The sequence below is a fragment of the Defluviimonas salinarum genome, assembly GCF_026013545.1.
Lineage (GTDB): Bacteria > Pseudomonadota > Alphaproteobacteria > Rhodobacterales > Rhodobacteraceae > Albidovulum > Albidovulum salinarum.
Window position 1 is genome coordinate 1 of the sequence record NZ_JAPDOG010000023.1, and the last position, 16,379, is coordinate 16,379.

General features: G+C 67.1%; 12 protein-coding genes. 8 read left to right on the plus strand and 4 right to left on the minus strand.

All coding sequences use genetic code 11. From position 1 onward, the window contains the following. Positions 1-650 (minus strand): ABC transporter transmembrane domain-containing protein (locus tag OM960_RS19205; RefSeq protein WP_264773104.1); only part of this gene is annotated, 650 nt, incomplete at its 3' end. 143 nt (positions 651-793) lie between these two features. Continuing rightward, positions 794-1,447 (minus strand): peroxiredoxin, encoded by a 654-nt coding sequence (locus tag OM960_RS19210; protein ID WP_263339873.1) that lies wholly within the window; start codon positions 1,445-1,447, stop codon positions 794-796. 419 nt (positions 1,448-1,866) lie between these two features. On the opposite strand from OM960_RS19210, the gene OM960_RS19215 reads away from it, so the two are divergent. The 7 genes from OM960_RS19215 (at position 1,867) to OM960_RS19245 (ending at position 12,155) form a co-directional block, all read left to right on the plus strand. Then, complete coding sequence (locus tag OM960_RS19215) at positions 1,867-3,318, plus strand: aldehyde dehydrogenase family protein (RefSeq protein ID WP_264773105.1); 1,452 nt, start codon at positions 1,867-1,869, stop codon at positions 3,316-3,318. Positions 3,319-3,507: 189 nt separating this feature from the next. Beyond that, on the plus strand, positions 3,508-5,055 hold the full coding sequence (locus OM960_RS19220) for a trimethylamine methyltransferase family protein (RefSeq protein WP_264773106.1): 1,548 nt from the start codon (positions 3,508-3,510) through the stop codon (positions 5,053-5,055). 31 nt (positions 5,056-5,086) lie between these two features. Next, the gene (locus OM960_RS19225) at positions 5,087-7,504 is read left to right on the plus strand and encodes a GcvT family protein (RefSeq protein ID WP_264773107.1); all 2,418 of its coding nucleotides are present in this window, start codon (positions 5,087-5,089) and stop codon (positions 7,502-7,504) included. Positions 7,505-7,506: 2 nt separating this feature from the next. Continuing rightward, positions 7,507-9,486: an FAD-dependent oxidoreductase gene (locus tag OM960_RS19230; protein ID WP_263339863.1), complete on the plus strand. Its 1,980-nt coding sequence runs from the start codon at positions 7,507-7,509 to the stop codon at positions 9,484-9,486. Positions 9,487-9,561: 75 nt separating this feature from the next. Further along, positions 9,562-10,032, plus strand: a complete 471-nt coding sequence (gene smpB, locus OM960_RS19235) for an SsrA-binding protein SmpB (protein ID WP_263339881.1) — start codon at positions 9,562-9,564, stop codon at positions 10,030-10,032. Positions 10,033-10,108: 76 nt separating this feature from the next. Then, positions 10,109-10,960 carry a 3-mercaptopyruvate sulfurtransferase gene (sseA, locus tag OM960_RS19240; protein WP_264773108.1) on the plus strand — a complete coding sequence of 284 codons (852 nt, stop codon included), beginning with the start codon at positions 10,109-10,111 and terminating at the stop codon, positions 10,958-10,960. Between the two features lie 13 nt (positions 10,961-10,973). Next, entirely contained in the window at positions 10,974-12,155 is a 1,182-nt protein-coding gene (locus OM960_RS19245) for an amino acid aminotransferase (protein ID WP_264773109.1), read from the plus strand. Between the two features lie 89 nt (positions 12,156-12,244). Here OM960_RS19245 and OM960_RS19250 read toward each other — a convergent pair whose 3' ends face one another. Together OM960_RS19250 and OM960_RS19255 are read right to left on the minus strand one after the other, a co-directional pair. Further along, positions 12,245-13,567 (minus strand): ammonium transporter, encoded by a 1,323-nt coding sequence (locus OM960_RS19250; RefSeq protein WP_290428713.1) that lies wholly within the window; start codon positions 13,565-13,567, stop codon positions 12,245-12,247. 26 nt (positions 13,568-13,593) lie between these two features. Continuing rightward, positions 13,594-13,932: a P-II family nitrogen regulator gene (locus OM960_RS19255; RefSeq protein WP_264773110.1), complete on the minus strand. Its 339-nt coding sequence runs from the start codon at positions 13,930-13,932 to the stop codon at positions 13,594-13,596. A 254-nt stretch (positions 13,933-14,186) separates the two neighbouring features. Between OM960_RS19255 and OM960_RS19260 the strand changes: the two genes are divergently transcribed. Beyond that, positions 14,187-16,379, plus strand: coding sequence for a transglycosylase domain-containing protein (locus OM960_RS19260; RefSeq protein ID WP_263339853.1), 2,193 nt, complete (start codon positions 14,187-14,189; stop codon positions 16,377-16,379).

Genomic DNA, 16,379 nt, shown 5'->3' on the forward strand with positions numbered 1-16,379 from the left:
CGGATCCCCGCCGAGGTCTCCTGGATCACCTTGATGATCTCGGCCGCCGAGGCCATCTCGGCCTCCATGATCTGGCGCACCCGGCCGAGGATCTTGCGGATCCCGAACATCGCCGCCGGGCCGAAGATCAGCGAGAAGAGCGACAGCGCCGGCTGCTGGTAGAACATCACCGCGACGAGGCCGAGCAGCGACAGCAGATCGCGCACGAAGGACATCACGATCGTGTCGATGACCCGCCGCGCCGATTCCGCCGAGAGCGTCATCCGCATCAGCAGGTCCGACGAGGCGCGGTCGTTGAAGAAGGCGACGCCGTGCTGGAGGATGCGGTCGTAGAGCTTGCGCTGCTGGGCCGCGACGATGCTGTTGCCGGCGCGGCTGAGCGAGACCACCTGGAGATAGGTCGCGAGCCCCTTGACCGCGAAGATCAGCGCCACCGAGGCGGCGACCGCAAAGACCTGGGCGCGGTCGCCCGAGGTCATCATCGAATCGATGATGTCGCGCATGATCCAGGCGGTGAGCGCCGTCGTCACCGCGATCACCACCATCGCCGCGATCGCGGTGCCGTAGTTGAAGACCTGCAGCCGCATGTTCTCGCGCAGGAGCCGCCACAGCATCCTGTCGGACAACCTTGCAAGCAGTTTGCGGAACATGCGGATAGGCTCTTCTGCGGCGCGGGCTCCGGCCTAGCTAGGCGCGAAAGCCAAGCGTGTAAAGGCCGCCGGCGCCACCGGGGCGCCTGACCGCCGCGATCGGACCGGCGCGGGCGCTCACGAAGTGGCGCCCGCGTCGTGCGTCAGCCCGGCTGCTTGGTGAAGCGCAGATAGGGCAGTACGGCCCTGAATTCGCCGAACTTCTTCTTCGCCGCCTCGTCGTCGACCGCGAGCGGGATGATCACGTCGCCGCCGGGGGTCCAGTCGGCCGGCATCGACACGCCCGCGCGTGCGGAGGTCTGGAGCGCGTCGAGCGCGCGCAGCACCTCGGCGAAGTTCCTGCCAACCGTCATCGGATAGGTCATCGACAGTTTCAGCTTCTTGTCGGGGCCGATGATATAGACCGCGCGCACGGTCTCGGTGTCGGCGGGGCTGGGCTTTTCGGGCAGGTAGTATTCGTGCGGCAGCATGTCGAAGGCTTTAGAAACATGCAGCCCGGCGTCGGCGATGATCGGGAAATAGGGGGCGACGCCGCCCGCTTTTTCGATGTCGCGCTTCCAGCGCTTGTGCTCCTCGACGCCGTCGACCGATATGCCGATGACCTTGGTGTTGCGCTTGCTCCATTCGTCGGCGAGCCGCGCCACGGCGCCGAACTCGGTCGTGCAGACCGGCGTGAAGTCCTTCGGGTGCGAGAAGAGAATCGCCCAGTTGTCGCCGATCCACTCGTGGAAACGGATCACGCCTTGATCGGTCTGGGCGGTGAAGTCGGGAACGGTATCGTTGAGGCGAAGAGCCATTGTGCTTCCTTTCGATAGGAATTGATCGGTCGGCGTCATGCCCGTTCCGCAGTCTGCGCCGCCACCGGCGGTCGTCAGCTGGCGTGCGGCCAGATAGAACCGCCCGCCGCGTGATTCTCCTCGGGAGCGTACCGGCCGCCTTGATCTATGTCACGAGCCGCGTGGCCGGAAGTCACCCGACCACGCGCGCCGGCCCGGCGAACCCCGGCGGCGTTCCGATGTCCAGCCCTGTCCGCCCGCTTTGGAACGCTCCGTCGCGGGGTGAGTTTCTCAATCGAAACTGGCTATTGGACCCGCCGGGGTACGCCGGGACAGGGTGCCCCCTTGCCTTTTTCAAAAATTTGATCAAATTATACGCCAACGCTTGTGGGCCGCTTGCGGGCCTGACAATGTGCCGCCGCCATCTGACGAGGTTTGCCATGATCGAGAAACGCGACTTCTACATCGACGGGCGCTGGGTCGCCCCGCTTGCCCCCCGCGACTGCGAAGTGATCGACCCTTCGACCGAGGAGCCCTGCGCGGTGATCTCGCTCGGCTCAGAAGCCGATGCCGACAGGGCCGTCGCCGCCGCCAAGGCCGCGTTCCCGGCCTGGGCCGCGACCCCGCCGGCCGAGCGCCGCGCCGTCGTGGTGCGGATCCTCGAACAGTACGAGAAGCGCAAGGAGGAACTGGCCGAGGCGATCTCCTGCGAGATGGGTGCGCCGATCGACATGGCGCGCGACAGCCAGGCGCCCTGCCTGCCGTGGCATCTGAAGAACTTCCTCCGCGCCTTCGACGAGATCGAGTGGGTGAAACCGCTCGGCCCGCATGCGCCCAATGACCGGATCGCGCTGGAGCCGATCGGCGTCGTCGGGCTCATCACGCCGTGGAACTGGCCGATGAACCAGATCGCGCTGAAGGCGATTCCGGCGCTTCTGGCGGGCTGCACCTGTGTGCTGAAGCCCTCCGAGGAGAGCCCGCTCAACGCGATGCTCTTCGCCGAGTTCTGCCATGACGCGGGCGTGCCGCCGGGCGTCTTCAACCTCGTCAACGGCGACGGGATGGGGGTTGGCACCCGGCTCTCGACCCATCCGGATGTCGAGATGATCTCCTTCACCGGCTCGACGCGCGCGGGCATCGCGATTTCCAAGGCGGCGGCCGAGACGCTGAAGCGGGTGACGCTGGAACTCGGCGGCAAGGGCGCCAACGTGATCTTCGCCGATGCCGACGAGAAGGCGGTGAAGCGCGGCGTGCTGCACCTGATGCAGAACTCGGGCCAGAGCTGCAACGCGCCCTCCCGGATGCTGGTCGAGCGCTCGGTCTACGACCGGGCTGTTGAGACGGCGGCGGAGGTCGCGGCCTCGGTCAAGGTCGGCCCGGCCTCCGAACCCGGCCGCCATATCGGCCCGGTGGTGAACAAGCGTCAGTGGGAGCAGATCCAGGGCTTCATCCAGAAGGGCATCGACGAGGGCGCGCGACTCATCGCCGGCGGGCTCGGCCTGCCGGAGGGGATGAACAAGGGCTTCTATGTCCGCCCGACGGTCTTTGCCGATGTGGCACCCGGCATGACCATCGAGCGTGAGGAGATCTTCGGGCCGGTGCTGTCGATCATTCCCTTCGAGGACGAGGCCGAGGCGGTCCGGATCGCCAATGACACGCCCTACGGACTCACGAACTACGTCCAGACCCAGGACGGAGCGCGGCGCAACCGCATGGCGCTCGCGCTCAAGTCCGGCATGGTCGAGATGAACGGCCAGAGCCGTGGTGCCGGCTCGCCCTTCGGCGGGGTGAAAGCGTCGGGACGGGCGCGCGAAGGCGGGCATTGGGGGATCGAGGAGTTCCTCGAGGTCAAGGCGATCTCGGGCTGGGCTGCCGATCTCGCAGCCGAATAAGAGCCAAGCGCGGTCCGGCCGGGGCATCGAGCCCCGCCCGGACCGGTCCGGCGGGGCCGGACGGCACCGACCCAATGTCGATGCAAAACGACATTTCGCCCCTTCGGAATGTCGCCATGGCTACTTTCCCCGGCGGCTGCGCTGCCCGTAAAATCGGGCCCGGAATGCGCAACCGCCGAGGAGAGAGAAATGGCTGGCGAGGACACAACGGCAAAGGCGCGGCACGGTGGGCGCGAGGCGCGGCGGCGCGAGCGGTCGCACAAGGCGACGGGGCCCGGGCGGCCCTATATTGTGCGGAACATTCCGACCTATGACGTCCTGTCGGAAGAGAACCTCCTGAAGATCGAGGCCGCAGCCGACCGCATCCTCGCCGAGACCGGGATCGAGTTCCGCGACGACGACGCTGTCCTGGGCTACTGGAAGGCGGCCGGCGCCAAGGTCGACGGCACGCTGGTGAAGTTCGAGCCCGGCATGCTGCGCGAGATCCTGAAGACCGCGCCGGCCGAGTTCACGCAACACGCCCGCAACCCCGCCAATTCGGTGCAGATCGGCGGCCGGAACGTGGTCTTCGCGCCCTCCTATGGCTGTCCGTTCGTGATGGATCTCGACCGCGGCCGCCGCTTCGGCACGCTCCAGGACTTCCAGAACTTCATCAAGCTCGCGCAGTCCTCGCCGTGGTTCCACCATTCCGGCGGCACGATCTGCGAGCCGACCGACGTTCCGGTGAACAAGCGTCACCTCGACATGGTCTACGCCCATATCCGCTATTCCGACCGCCCGTTCCTCGGTTCGATCACCGCCGAGGAGCGCAGCGAGGATTCGATCGACATGGCGCGGATCGTCTTCGGCGAGGAGTTCGTCGACCAAAACTGCGTCATCATGGGCAACGTCAACGTCAACTCGCCGCTGGTCTGGGACGGGACGATGACCAAGTCGCTTCGGGCCTATGCCCGCGCAGGCCAGGGCTCGGTCATCGTGCCCTTCATCCTCGGCGGCGCGATGGGGCCGGTCACGAATGCCGGCGCCATCGCCCAGGCTTTGGCCGAGACCATGGCGGGCTGCGCGATCACCCAGCTCGAACGCAAGGGCGCCCCGGTGATCTTCGGCAACTTCCTGTCCTCGATGTCCTTGCGTTCCGGCTCGCCGACCTTCGGCACGCCGGAGCCAGCGATCGGCTCGATGGTGATCGGTCAATTGGCGCGGCGTCTGAACCTGCCCCTGCGCTGCTCGGGCAACTTCACGACCTCGAAGGTGCCCGACGCCCAGGCGATGACCGAAAGCGTGATGTCGATGCTGGCCGCGATCCATTGCGGGGCGAACTTCATCCTGCATTCGGCGGGCTTCCTCGACGGGCTCCTGTCGATGTCCTACGAGAAGTTCATGCTCGACGCCGACCTCTGCGGCGCGCTGCACAGCTACCTCGACGGGGTGAAGATCGACGACAACCAGCTCGCCGTCGACGCCTTCGCCGAGGTCGGTCCGGGCAACCACTTCTTCGGCTGCGCGCACACGATGGCGAATTACGAGACCGCCTTCTGGGACAGCGAGACCGCCGACAACGAGCCCTTCGAGAAATGGGAGGCGAACGGTTCGACCGATGCCGCGACCCGCGCCAACCGTCTCTGGAAGGAGAAGCTGCGCGAGTATCAGGCGCCGCATCTCGACGAGGGCATCGACGAGGCGCTGAAGGACTACATCGCCAAGAAGAAGGCCTCGATGCCGGACGCATGGTACTGAGACCGCAACCTCGCGAAGCAAGAGAATACCCATGGAAACTCACGCCCGTGTTGTCATCATCGGCGGCGGCGTCGTCGGCTGCTCGATCCTCTTCCACCTCGCCAAGTTCGGCTGGAAGGACGTCATCCTTCTCGAACGCGACGAGCTGACCTCCGGGTCGAGCTGGCACGCGGCCGGCCAGATCCACACGATCTCGTCCGACCCGAACATCAGCCGGCTTCAGGGCTACACGATCAACCTCTACAAGGAGATCGAGGAGACCTCGGGCCAGTCGGTGGGGATGCACAACACGGGCGGCTTCTACCTCGCCTCGAACGAGGTCTGGTACGACTACCTCAAGCGCGAGCGGTCGAAGGCCCGCTACATGGGCCTCGACCAGGAGTTCATCTCCGTCGAGGAGGCCGCGCGACGCCACCCGCTGATCGACCCCAAACACTACATCGCCGCCCTTTGGGACCCGCTTGACGGCGACGTCGACCCGTCGGGCGTCTGCTACGCCTATGCGAAGTCGGCCCGCGTGCACGGCGCGAAATATTACACCCATACCCCGGTGATCGAGACGCGCCAGCGCAAGGACGGGACCTGGGACGTCGTGACCGAGAAGGGCACGATCAACACCGAGCATGTCGTCAACGCGGCCGGTCTCTGGGCGCGCGAGGCGGGGCGGCTGGCTGGCGTCCACCTGCCGGTCCAGCCGATGGAGCACCACTACCTCGTTACCGAGGAGATCCCCGAGATCGCCGAGCGGATGAAGACGGGTGAGCGCCTGCCCGCAGGCATCGACTACGAGGCCAACATCTATTTCCGCCAGGAGCGGAACGGGATGCTCCTTGGCACCTACGAGCCGAAGTCGACCCCTTGGAAGGTGGGCGGCACGCCGATGGACTTCGGCCACGAGCTTCTGCTACCCGATCTAGACCGGATCGCCGACCGGCTGGAACTGGCCTTCGACCGCATCCCGGCGCTCGGCCGCGCCGGCATCAAGAACGTCGTCAACGGGCCCTTCACCTTCGGCCCCGATGGCAACCCGATGATCGGGCCGGTGCCGGGCCTGACGAACTACTGGGCGGCCGTGGGCGTCATGGCGGGCTTCTGCCAGGGCGGCGGCGTCGGCAAGTGCCTTGCCGAATGGATGATCGAGGGCGAGCCGGAGATCGACGTCTGGGCCATGGACATCGCCCGCTTCGGCGATTTCGCCACCCCCGACTGGGGCACGGTGAAGTCGTCTGAGAACTACGAGCGCCGCTTCGTGATGACCTTCCCGAACGAGACCCTGCCCAAGGGCCGGCGCCAGAAGACCACCGCGCTCTATGACCGGCTGGTCGGTCGCGGCGCGGTCATGGGCACCTCCTTCGGGCTCGAACACGCGCTCTGGTTCGCGAACGGACCCGAGGATGCGCATGAGGCGCCGACCTTCGACCGCAACCGCAGCCACGCCTATGTCGCGGCTGAAGTGAAGGCTGTGCGCGAGGCGGTCGGCATGATCGAGATCGCCAACTTCGGCAAGCACGAGGTCAAGGGGCCGGGCGCGCGCGCCTTCCTCGACCGGATGCTCGCCGGCAGGCTGCCGAAACCGGGGCGTGTCGCGCTTTCGCCGGTGCTGACCCACAAGGGCAAGCTTTACGGCGACCTCACCGTCACCTGCCTCGCCGAGGATCACTTCGTGCTGCTCGGCTCGGGTGCTGCGCAGGAGATGCACCGGCGCTGGTTCACCCGCCACCTGCCGGATGAGGGCGTCGCCTACGCCAACATCACCGACAGCCTGCACGGTGTCGCCATCGCCGGGCCGAATGCCCGGAAGCTCCTCGAGCGTGTTACCCGCGACGACGTTTCCGCTAATGCGCTGAAGTTCCGCGATGTCCGCAAGACCTTCGTCGGCGGCGTGCCGGCGATTCTGATGCGGCTCTCCTTCTCGGGCGAGCTCGGCTACGAGATCTATGTGGCGCCCCAGTACCAGATGCGGCTCTGGGAGGCGCTGGAGGAGGCGGGCGATGATCTGGGGCTGAAGCCCTACGGCGCGCGGGCGCTGATGAGCCTGCGGCTGGAAAAGGGCTGGGGAGTCTGGACGATGGACTTCCGCCCCGACTACACGGCGGCGGAAAGCGGGCTCGACGCCTTCATCGACTGGAAGAAGGACTTCATCGGCAAGGCGGCGGCCGAGGCCGAGGCGAAGCGCGGCCCGAAGGCCAGGCTCGTCACCATGGTCATCAAGACCGACCGCGATGTGGTTGGCGACGAGGCGATTCTGCAAGACGGCGCCTGTATCGGCCATGTGACCTCGGGCGGTTATGCCCATCATGTGGGCCGCTCGGTGGCGCTCGGCTATGTGCCACCCGCGGCGGCCGCCGACGGCACCGCGCTTCAGGTCGAGATCAACGGTACCTTCTGCGCCGCCAAGGTCGTGGCCGAGCCGGTCTACGACGCGGCCGGCGAGCGCATAAGGGGCTGACCATGACCACCGCCCATCCCCGCCTCATGTCCCCGATCGAGCTTCGGGGACATACGCTCCGCAACCGCATCGTCTTCGGTGCCCATACCGCGAACATGAGCGTCGAGGGCCTGCCCGGAGAGCGGTTCGGCGCCTATCTCCTTGAACGCGCGCTGGGCGGCGCGGCGATGATCGTCGCCGAGCCGATGCCGGTGCACCGCACCGGCGTCCTCACGCGAGGCAACTTCCGCCACGGCACCGACGATGTGATCCCGCATTTCCGCAAAGTGACCGAGCCGGTGAAGGAGGCGGGCGCCGTCCTCCTCCAGCAGCTCTACCATGTCGGCTCGCACGGTGATTCCGACCTAAGCTTTTCGCCCCACTGGGGGCCGTCCGGGGGGCCGAGCTATCACGACTCGGACGGCTCGCACGCGATGACCGAGGCCGAGATCGAGGAGCTGATCGAGGCCCATATCGCCGCCGCCGTGCGCTGCCAGAATGGCGGTTTCCAAGGCGTTGAGGTCTGGGGCGCCTATCACTCGCTCCTCGACCAGTTCTGGACGCCGTGGTCGAACAAGCGGACCGACAAGTGGGGCGGGAGCCTCGAGAACCGCACCCGCATGTCGCGCACGATCATCGAGGGCATTCGAAAGCGGTGCGGCGAGGATTTCATCATCGGCCTCGCGATCAGCACATCCGACGCCTACGACGTGACGCTTCAGGGCGAGGCTTTGGCCGAGGTCGTGGCGGCGCATGACGCTACGGGGCATATCGACTATGTCACCTGCGGTCACGGCGGCTATCTCGACTTCCAGCGGCTGATGCCGACCTTCCTTTACGGCGAGAAGCTGACGGCCCCCTTCACCGAGGAGCTGAAGAAGATCGTCAAGCACGCCAAGGTCACCTCCGAGGCGCATATCCGCACGCCCGAGAATGCCGAGGCGGTGATCGCCTCCGGTCAGGCCGACATGGTCTCGATCGTGCGCGGCCAGATCGCCGACCCGCATCTGGCGCGCAAGACCTCCGAGGGCCGGGCCGAGGACGTGCGCGGCTGCATCTCCTGCAACCAGATGTGCTGGGGCAGGCGCTCGCGCGACTACTGGATCTCCTGCCTGATCAACCCCTCGGCGGGGCGCGAGTTCGAATGGGGCGGCGACCGTTTCACGCCCTCCGAGACGCCCCGCCGCGTGGTCGTCGTCGGCGCCGGCCCGGCCGGGCTGGAGGCGGCGCGTGTCGCCGCCGAACGCGGGCACAGGGTCGACATCTTCGAGGCGCAGGCCCGCATCGGCGGTCAGTTCCGGCTTGCCGGCGAGCAACCGCGCCGGGCGCAGATCCTTGAGCTGATGGACTGGTACGAACGCCAGCTCGAGAAGCTGCAGGTCCGGCTCCACTTGAACAGCTACGCAGAAGCCGAGGACATCCGCGCGCTGAACCCCGATGCCGTGGTGCTGGCGACCGGCTCGCTGCCGGACGAGGATGGCTTCCAGAGGTGGATGCCGGGCGACGACCGGCTTCCCGGCATTGACAAGGGTAATATCTACGCTCCCGAGGACGTCATGCGCCGCGAGGCGAAGCTCGGGGATCACGTCATCCTCTATGACGAGGGCGGCAACTGGCGCGGCCTCGGCACCGCCTGGGCGATGGCCGAGCGGGGGCTGAAGGTGACGATCGTCACGCCGGAGCCCTTCATCGGCAAGGAACTGGCGCGCACCTCGTCGGACATTCCGCTCCGCCCGAGGCTGGCGCAGCTCGGCGTGACCTTCCTGACCGAACACCTGATCGCCGAATGGCATGGCAACGGGGCGACAATCCGCAACATGCTCACCGGCAGCGACAGCAGGCTCGACGCCTCGGCCCTCGTCATGTCGACGACGAACCGCGCCTTTGATCCGCTGTCGGGCGACCTCGCCGGGATCGAGACCCACCTCATCGGCGACGCCGCGGCCCCCCGGCAGGCGCCCTACGCCTTCCACGAGGGCCGCAAGACCGGCCTGAGGCTGTAACCTCGGCGCCGGCGGGTAAGGATGCCCGCCGGCGCTCTGGACTTGGCCCGCGCGCTCGCCTATCTCGGGCGGATCATGGCCGAGAAATCAGACCCCAACTACAAGGTGATCGCCGAGAACCGCCGCGCTCGGTTCGACTATTTCATCGAGAGCGATCTCGAGGTCGGCATCGTGCTGACTGGATCGGAAGTGAAGTCGCTCCGCACCGGCCAGTCGAATATCGCCGACAGCTACGCCTCGGTCGAGGATGGCGAGCTCTGGCTGATCAACGGCTATATCGCGCCCTACAAACAGGCCGGCATCTTCGGCCACGAGGAACGGCGGCGGCGCAAGCTCCTGGTGTCGCGGAAGGAACTCGGGCGGCTCTGGCAGGCGGTGGGGCGCGAGGGCATGACGCTGGTGCCGCTCGTGATGTACTTCAACCACAAGGGTATCGTGAAGCTGAAGATCGGCGTCGCGAAGGGCAAGAAGGTCGCCGACAAGCGCGCGACCGAGGCCAAGCGCGACTGGAACCGGCAGAAGCAGCGGCTTCTGAAGCAGGGCTGAGCGGGCGCGGCCGAATGTGGCCTTGCGTCCGCCCTCGCGCGCCGGATAATGCAGGGCAGGCAGAGAGGGGATTTCCATGGCTGCGGACGATCCGAAGACGCTTGTTTCCACCGACTGGCTTGAGGCGCACCTGAAGGATCCGGACCTCAGGATCCTCGACGCGTCCTGGTATCTGCCGGACATGGGGCGCGACGCGAGGGCGGATTACGCCGCCGCCCATATCCCGAACGCCCGTTTCTTCGACATCGACGAGATTTCCGATCACCGCTCGCAGCTGCCGCATATGGCGCCGCCGCCGGAGAAGTTCATCTCGCGCCTCCGGGCGATGGGCGTGGGCGACGGCCACCAGGTCGTCGTCTATGACGGGGCGGGGCTCTTCTCGGCGGCGCGGGTCTGGTGGCTCTTCCGCCTGATGGGCAAGACCGATGTCGCGGTGCTCGACGGCGGCTTCCCGAAGTGGCACGCCGAGGGACGCCCCATCGAGGACATGCCGCCGGTGCTGCGCGACCGCCACATAACGGTGAGCCGCCAGGCGCATCTGGTGAAGGACGTGACCCAGGTTGCCGCCGCGGCGAAACTCCGCGACCACGAGATCATCGATGCCCGCGGCGCCCCGCGGTACCGCGGCGAGGAGGAGGAGCCGCGACCCGGTCTCAGGGCCGGGCATATCCCGAACTCGAAGAACGTGCCGTATCGCGCGGTCCTGAACGGCGATGGCACGATGCTGGCGCCCGAGGCGCTGCGCAGCGTGTTCGAGACCGCCGGCGTCGACCTATCCAAACCCGCGATCACTACCTGCGGCTCGGGTGTCACCGCTGCGGTCCTGAGCCTCGCGATGGAGCGGATGGGCAAGCGCGACCATTCGCTCTACGACGGGTCCTGGGCGGAATGGGGAATGTACGGCGACCTCAAAGTCGCCAAAGGCTGACAGGAGCATTGCCATGCTGGGCACTCTCAAACCGCAACCCGCGGACAAGATTCTGCAACTCATCGGCCAGTTCAAGGCCGATCCCCGGACCGACAAGATCGACCTCGGCGTCGGCGTCTACAAGGACCCGACCGGGCTCACGCCGGTCATGCGCGCGGTGAAAGCGGCGGAAAAGCAGCTCTGGGAGGCCGAGAAGACCAAGACCTATACCGGCCTCGCGGGCGAGCCGGAGTACAATGCGGCGATGGCGACGCTCGTCCTCGGCGATGCCGCGGCGGCCGACCGCATCTCCTCGGTCGCGACACCGGGCGGCACCGGCGCCTGCCGGCAGGCGTTCGAGCTGATCCGCATGGCGAACCCCGAGGCGAGCGTCTGGGTCTCCGACCCGACCTGGCCCAACCACCTGTCGATCCTGAAATACCTAGGGATGAAGGTGGAACCCTACCGCTATTTCGACGCCGACACTCGGGCGGTGGATTTCGAGGCGATGCTCGCGGATCTCGCCGCCGCGAAGCCCGGCGACGTCGTGCTGCTGCACGGCTGCTGTCACAACCCGACCGGGGCGAACCTCACCTTGCCCCAGTGGCAGGCGGTGGCCGAGCTTTTGGAAAAGACCGGCGCGGTGCCGATGATCGACATCGCCTACCAGGGCTTCGGCGACGGGCTCGAGGAGGACGCGGCCGGGGTGCGGCTGATCGCGTCTCGGCGCCCCGAGGTGCTGATCGCCGCCTCCTGCTCGAAGAATTTCGGGATCTACCGCGAACGCACCGGCGCGCTGATCGCGTTGTCGGAGCCGACGAACCGCGAGGTGACGCAAGGCACGCTCGCCTTCCTCAACCGGCAGAACTACTCCTTCCCGCCCGACCACGGCGCGCGGCTGGTGACGATGATCCTGACCGATCCGACGCTCCGCGCCGACTGGCAGGCGGAACTCGAGGAGGTGCGGCGCGGCATGCTCGGCCTGCGCGAGCAGCTCGCGAAGGAACTGCAGCGGCTCTCCGGCTCGGACCGTTTCGGCTTCATCGCCGAGCATCGCGGCATGTTCTCGCGCCTCGGCGCGAGCCCGGAGCAGGTGGAGCGGCTGAAGACCGAGCACGGGATCTACATGGTGGGCGATTCGCGGCTCAACATCGCCGGTCTCAACACGACGACCGTACCGATCCTTGCCCGCGCCATCCTCGACGTAGGGATCTGATCGCCGGGCGTCCGGGCGGGGCGCAGGCTCGCCGGAGCAAAAGAAAAGGCGGGGCAATGCCCCGCCTTTTGTTCTTCCCGCGCCGCGGCTCAGGCGTGGTAGGCGCTCTCGCCATGCGCCGTGAGGTCGAGCCCCCGGCGCTCGTCGTCGCCGGCGACGCGGAGCCCGATGGTCTTGTCGACGATAAGGTAGAGCACCGTCGAGGCGAGGCCGCACCAGAGGATGGTGATCGCGACCGCCTGGATCTGGATCCAGGTCTGCGCGGCGATCGCGTAGTCCTCGCCGCCGGTGCCGCCAAGGCCGGGCGCGGTGAAGATACCGGTGCCGATCGCTCCGACGATGCCGCCGATTCCGTGGATGCCGAAGACGTCGAGGCTGTCGTCATACCCGAACTTGTTCTTCACCACCGCGACGAAGAAGTAGCAGACCGCCGAGGCGATGGCGCCGAGGACGATTGCGCCGACCGGGCCGACCGTGCCGGCCGCCGGCGTCACCGCGACGAGCCCGGCAATGAGGCCCGAGGCGGCGCCGAGCAGCGAGGCCTTGCCGCGCAGTAGGGCTTCGAGCCCGGCCCAGGCGAGGATCGCACCCGCTGTCGCCGTGAAGGTGTTGATCATGGCGAGCGTCGCGCCGCCATTGGCCTCGAGGTTGGACCCTGCGTTGAAACCGAACCAGCCGACCCAGAGGATGCCGGCGCCGACAAGCGTCAGCGTCATCGAATGCGGCGCCATCATGTCGCGGCCGTAGCCGACTCGCGGCCCAATGAAGAGCGCGCCGATCAGCGCCGCCACGCCTGCGTTGATGTGGACGACGGTGCCACCGGCGAAGTCGAGCGCCCCCATGTTGAAGATCAGCCCGGCGCCGTCCCAGACCATGTGGGCGACCGGAAAGTAGACCACCGTCACCCAGAGCGCCGAGAACAGCATCACCGCCCCGAACCTGATGCGTTCGGCGAAGGCGCCGACGATCAGCGCGGGCGTGATCGCCGCGAAGGTCATCTGAAAGGCGATGAAGACATATTCCGGGATCACCACGCCGTCGGTGAAGGTCGCGGACATGCTGTCAGGCGTGACGCCGGCGAGGAAGAGCTTACCGAAGCCTCCGAAGAACGGTCCCGTACCGCCGCCGAAGGCGAAGGAGTAGCCGTAGACGACCCAGATCACCATGACCAACGCGGTGATCATCGTGCACTGCATCAGCACCGAGAGCATGTTCTTCGACCGCACCAGCCCGCCATAGAAGAGCGCGAGCCCCGGTAGGATCATGAACAGCACCAGAAGCGTCGAGACCATCATCCAGGCGACGTCGCCCTTGTCCATCACCGGCGCGACCTCGGCCGTCGCCTCCTGCGCCACCGCGGGCAGGGCGGCGAATCCGGCCGCGAGCGCGGCCCATCCAGCGAGTTTCGTCATTCCGTTCCCGCCATCCATGTGCCGACTCACAGCGCGTCCTCCCCGGTTTCCCCGGTCCGGACGCGCAAGGCGTCCTGAAGGTCGAGGACGAAGATCTTGCCGTCGCCGATCTTGTCGGTCCGCGCGATGCGGGCGATGGTTTCGACGACGTCATCGGCCAGCGCCGCGCTGACCGCGACCTCGATCTTCACTTTGGGCACGAAGTTCACCGCGTATTCGGCACCGCGATAGATCTCGGTATGGCCGGACTGCGTTCCGAAGCCCTTGATTTCACTCACCATCATGCCCCGGACGCCGACCGCGGTCAGCGCCTCGCGCACCTCGTCGAGCTTGTAGGGCTTGATTGCCGCTATGATGTATTTCACGTCCCGTTCCTCGCAAAACCAGCCCCCAGAGCGGGCCTCGGGGATGAGCCAAGACGCTGCGGTGCAGCATTTCAAGAAATGCAGCGGCGATGAGAGGGGCAAATCCGGGGATACGCACATCTTTCGCACGTTTTCCGCCGATTGCCTGTTTTTTAGGCGGTTGACGAAGCGAAACGTGAACGCGGACGGCTCCACATTCCCGGCGCGTGCCTGTATGGTCCCGGCCTGACAAAGAGGCATCGGGTTCGAGATCAATGAGCAGATCGGGCGGCAAGAAACCCCCCATGGTCGCCGAGAGGCGCTATTCGCAGAGCGCTGCGCCAAAATCGAAACCGGCGCAAAAGAAGACGCGCAAGCCGAAGGCGTCGAGACCGCGCCGGGCGGCGAGTGGATCAAGCTGGCCGGTAAGGCTGGTGACTGGGCTCGCCGGGCTGATCTGGCGCGTGGTCTGGGGCATCGGCTGGCGCGTCGGCGCGGTGGTCGCGATTCTCGTCGGCCTCGCGACGCTCTATTTCTATGCGCAACTGCCGCCGCTCGAACAGCTGATCGACGCCCGTACGCGCGGCTCGGTCACGATGCTCGACCGCGACGGCAAGGTCTTCGCCTGGCGCGGCGAGACCTTCGGCGGCACGATCACCGCCGACACGGTGTCGCCGCATCTGAAGAACGCGATCGTTGCGACCGAGGACAAGCGGTTCTACCGCCATCTCGGTGTCAGCCCGCGCGGCATCGCCAGCGCGATCCGCATCAACCTCGCCGAGGGGCGGGGGCCGCTCGAAGGCAACGGCGGCTCGACGATCACCCAGCAGGTCGCGAAGCTCCTCTGCCTCGGTGTCGCCTATGACCCGGCGACCTGGAAGTCCGAGGCCGATTACGAGGCCGACTGCCGCCGCGGCAGCCTCGTGCGCAAGATCAAGGAAGTCCCGTACTCCCTCGCGCTCGAGGCCAAGTACGGCAAGGACGACGTCCTCACGCTCTACATCAACCGCGCCTATCTCGGCGCCGGCGCGCGCGGCTTCGAGGCGGCGAGCCAGCGGTATTTCGGCAAGTCCGCGAACGAGGTCAGCCCGAGCGAGGCGGCGATGCTCGCCGGCCTCCTGAAGGCGCCCTCCTACTACGCGCCGACCAACGATCTCGGCCGGGCGCAGGACCGCGCGGCGGTGATCCTCGGCCTCATGCACGATCAGGGCTATCTGACCGACACCCAGTATGCCGAGGCCCGCGCCAACCCGGCGCGGCTGTCGCAGGCGGCCGAGGCTCGCGCCGGCGGCTATTTCGCCGATTGGGTGATGGAATCGGGGCCGGGCTTCCTGACCCAGGACACGACTGAGGACGTGATCGTCCGCACCACGCTCGACCAGCGGATGCAGACGGCGGCGGAAGAGGCGCTGGCCTTCGTCTTCGACACCAAGGTCAAGGAAGGCTCGCAGGCCCAGGCGGCAATCGTGGTGATGTCGGCCGACGGCGCCGTGCGGGCGATGGTGGGCGGGCGCAAGACCAAGGTCTCGGGCGCGTTCAACCGCGCGACGCAGGCGCTCCGCCAGGTCGGCTCCACCTTCAAGCCCTTCGTCTATGCCGCGGCCCTCGACATGGGTTTCACGATGAACTCGGTCGTCGAGGACGCGCCGATCACGCTTTACGTCAAGGGTTCGGGCGAGTGGTCTCCGCAGAACTACACCAAGGACTTCCGCGGGCCGATCACGCTGACCGAGGCCCTGACCAATTCGATCAACACCGCGACGGTGCGGGTCAGCCAGTGGGTCGGGCTCGAGGCGGTCCGTCAGGTGGCCGAGCATTTCGGGCTCGCCTCCGACCTCGCGGCCGGTCCGGCGGTGGCGCTGGGCGCGTCGGAATCGACGCTGATCGAGATGACCGGAGCCTATGCCGGGATCCTGAACGGCGGCTCCTCGGTCAAGCCCTACGGTCTGACCGAGCTGCGCATCCAGGGCGACGACACCGCGCTCATGGGCCAGGAGGGCGGCATGGGCGAGCGGGTGATCTCCGAGGAGGCCGCGCGCCAGCTCACCTACATGATGACCCAGGTGATCGAACGCGGTACCGGCGGGCGGGCGCGGCTTCCGGACCGCGATGCGGCCGGCAAGACCGGCACCACTTCGGATTACCGCGACGCCTGGTTTATCGGCTTCACCGCCGATTATGTCGCCGGCGTCTGGATGGGCAATGACGACAACTCGCCGCTTACCGGCGTGACCGGCGGCGGCCTGCCGGCCGAGATCTGGCACGAGGTGATGCTGCGGATCAACGAGGGCCTGCCGCCCGCGCCGCTGCCGATGATCCGGCCCGAGCAGCTGCCGGCCCCGGCCTGGGCCGGCCAGACCCAGCAGAGTGGCGGGTTTGCCCAGCAGGGCCAGCAGCCGCGCCGGGATCCGGTCGAAAGCGTTCTGCGGGATGTTCTCGGCGCGATTCTCGGCGGCGGCCGGAACTGA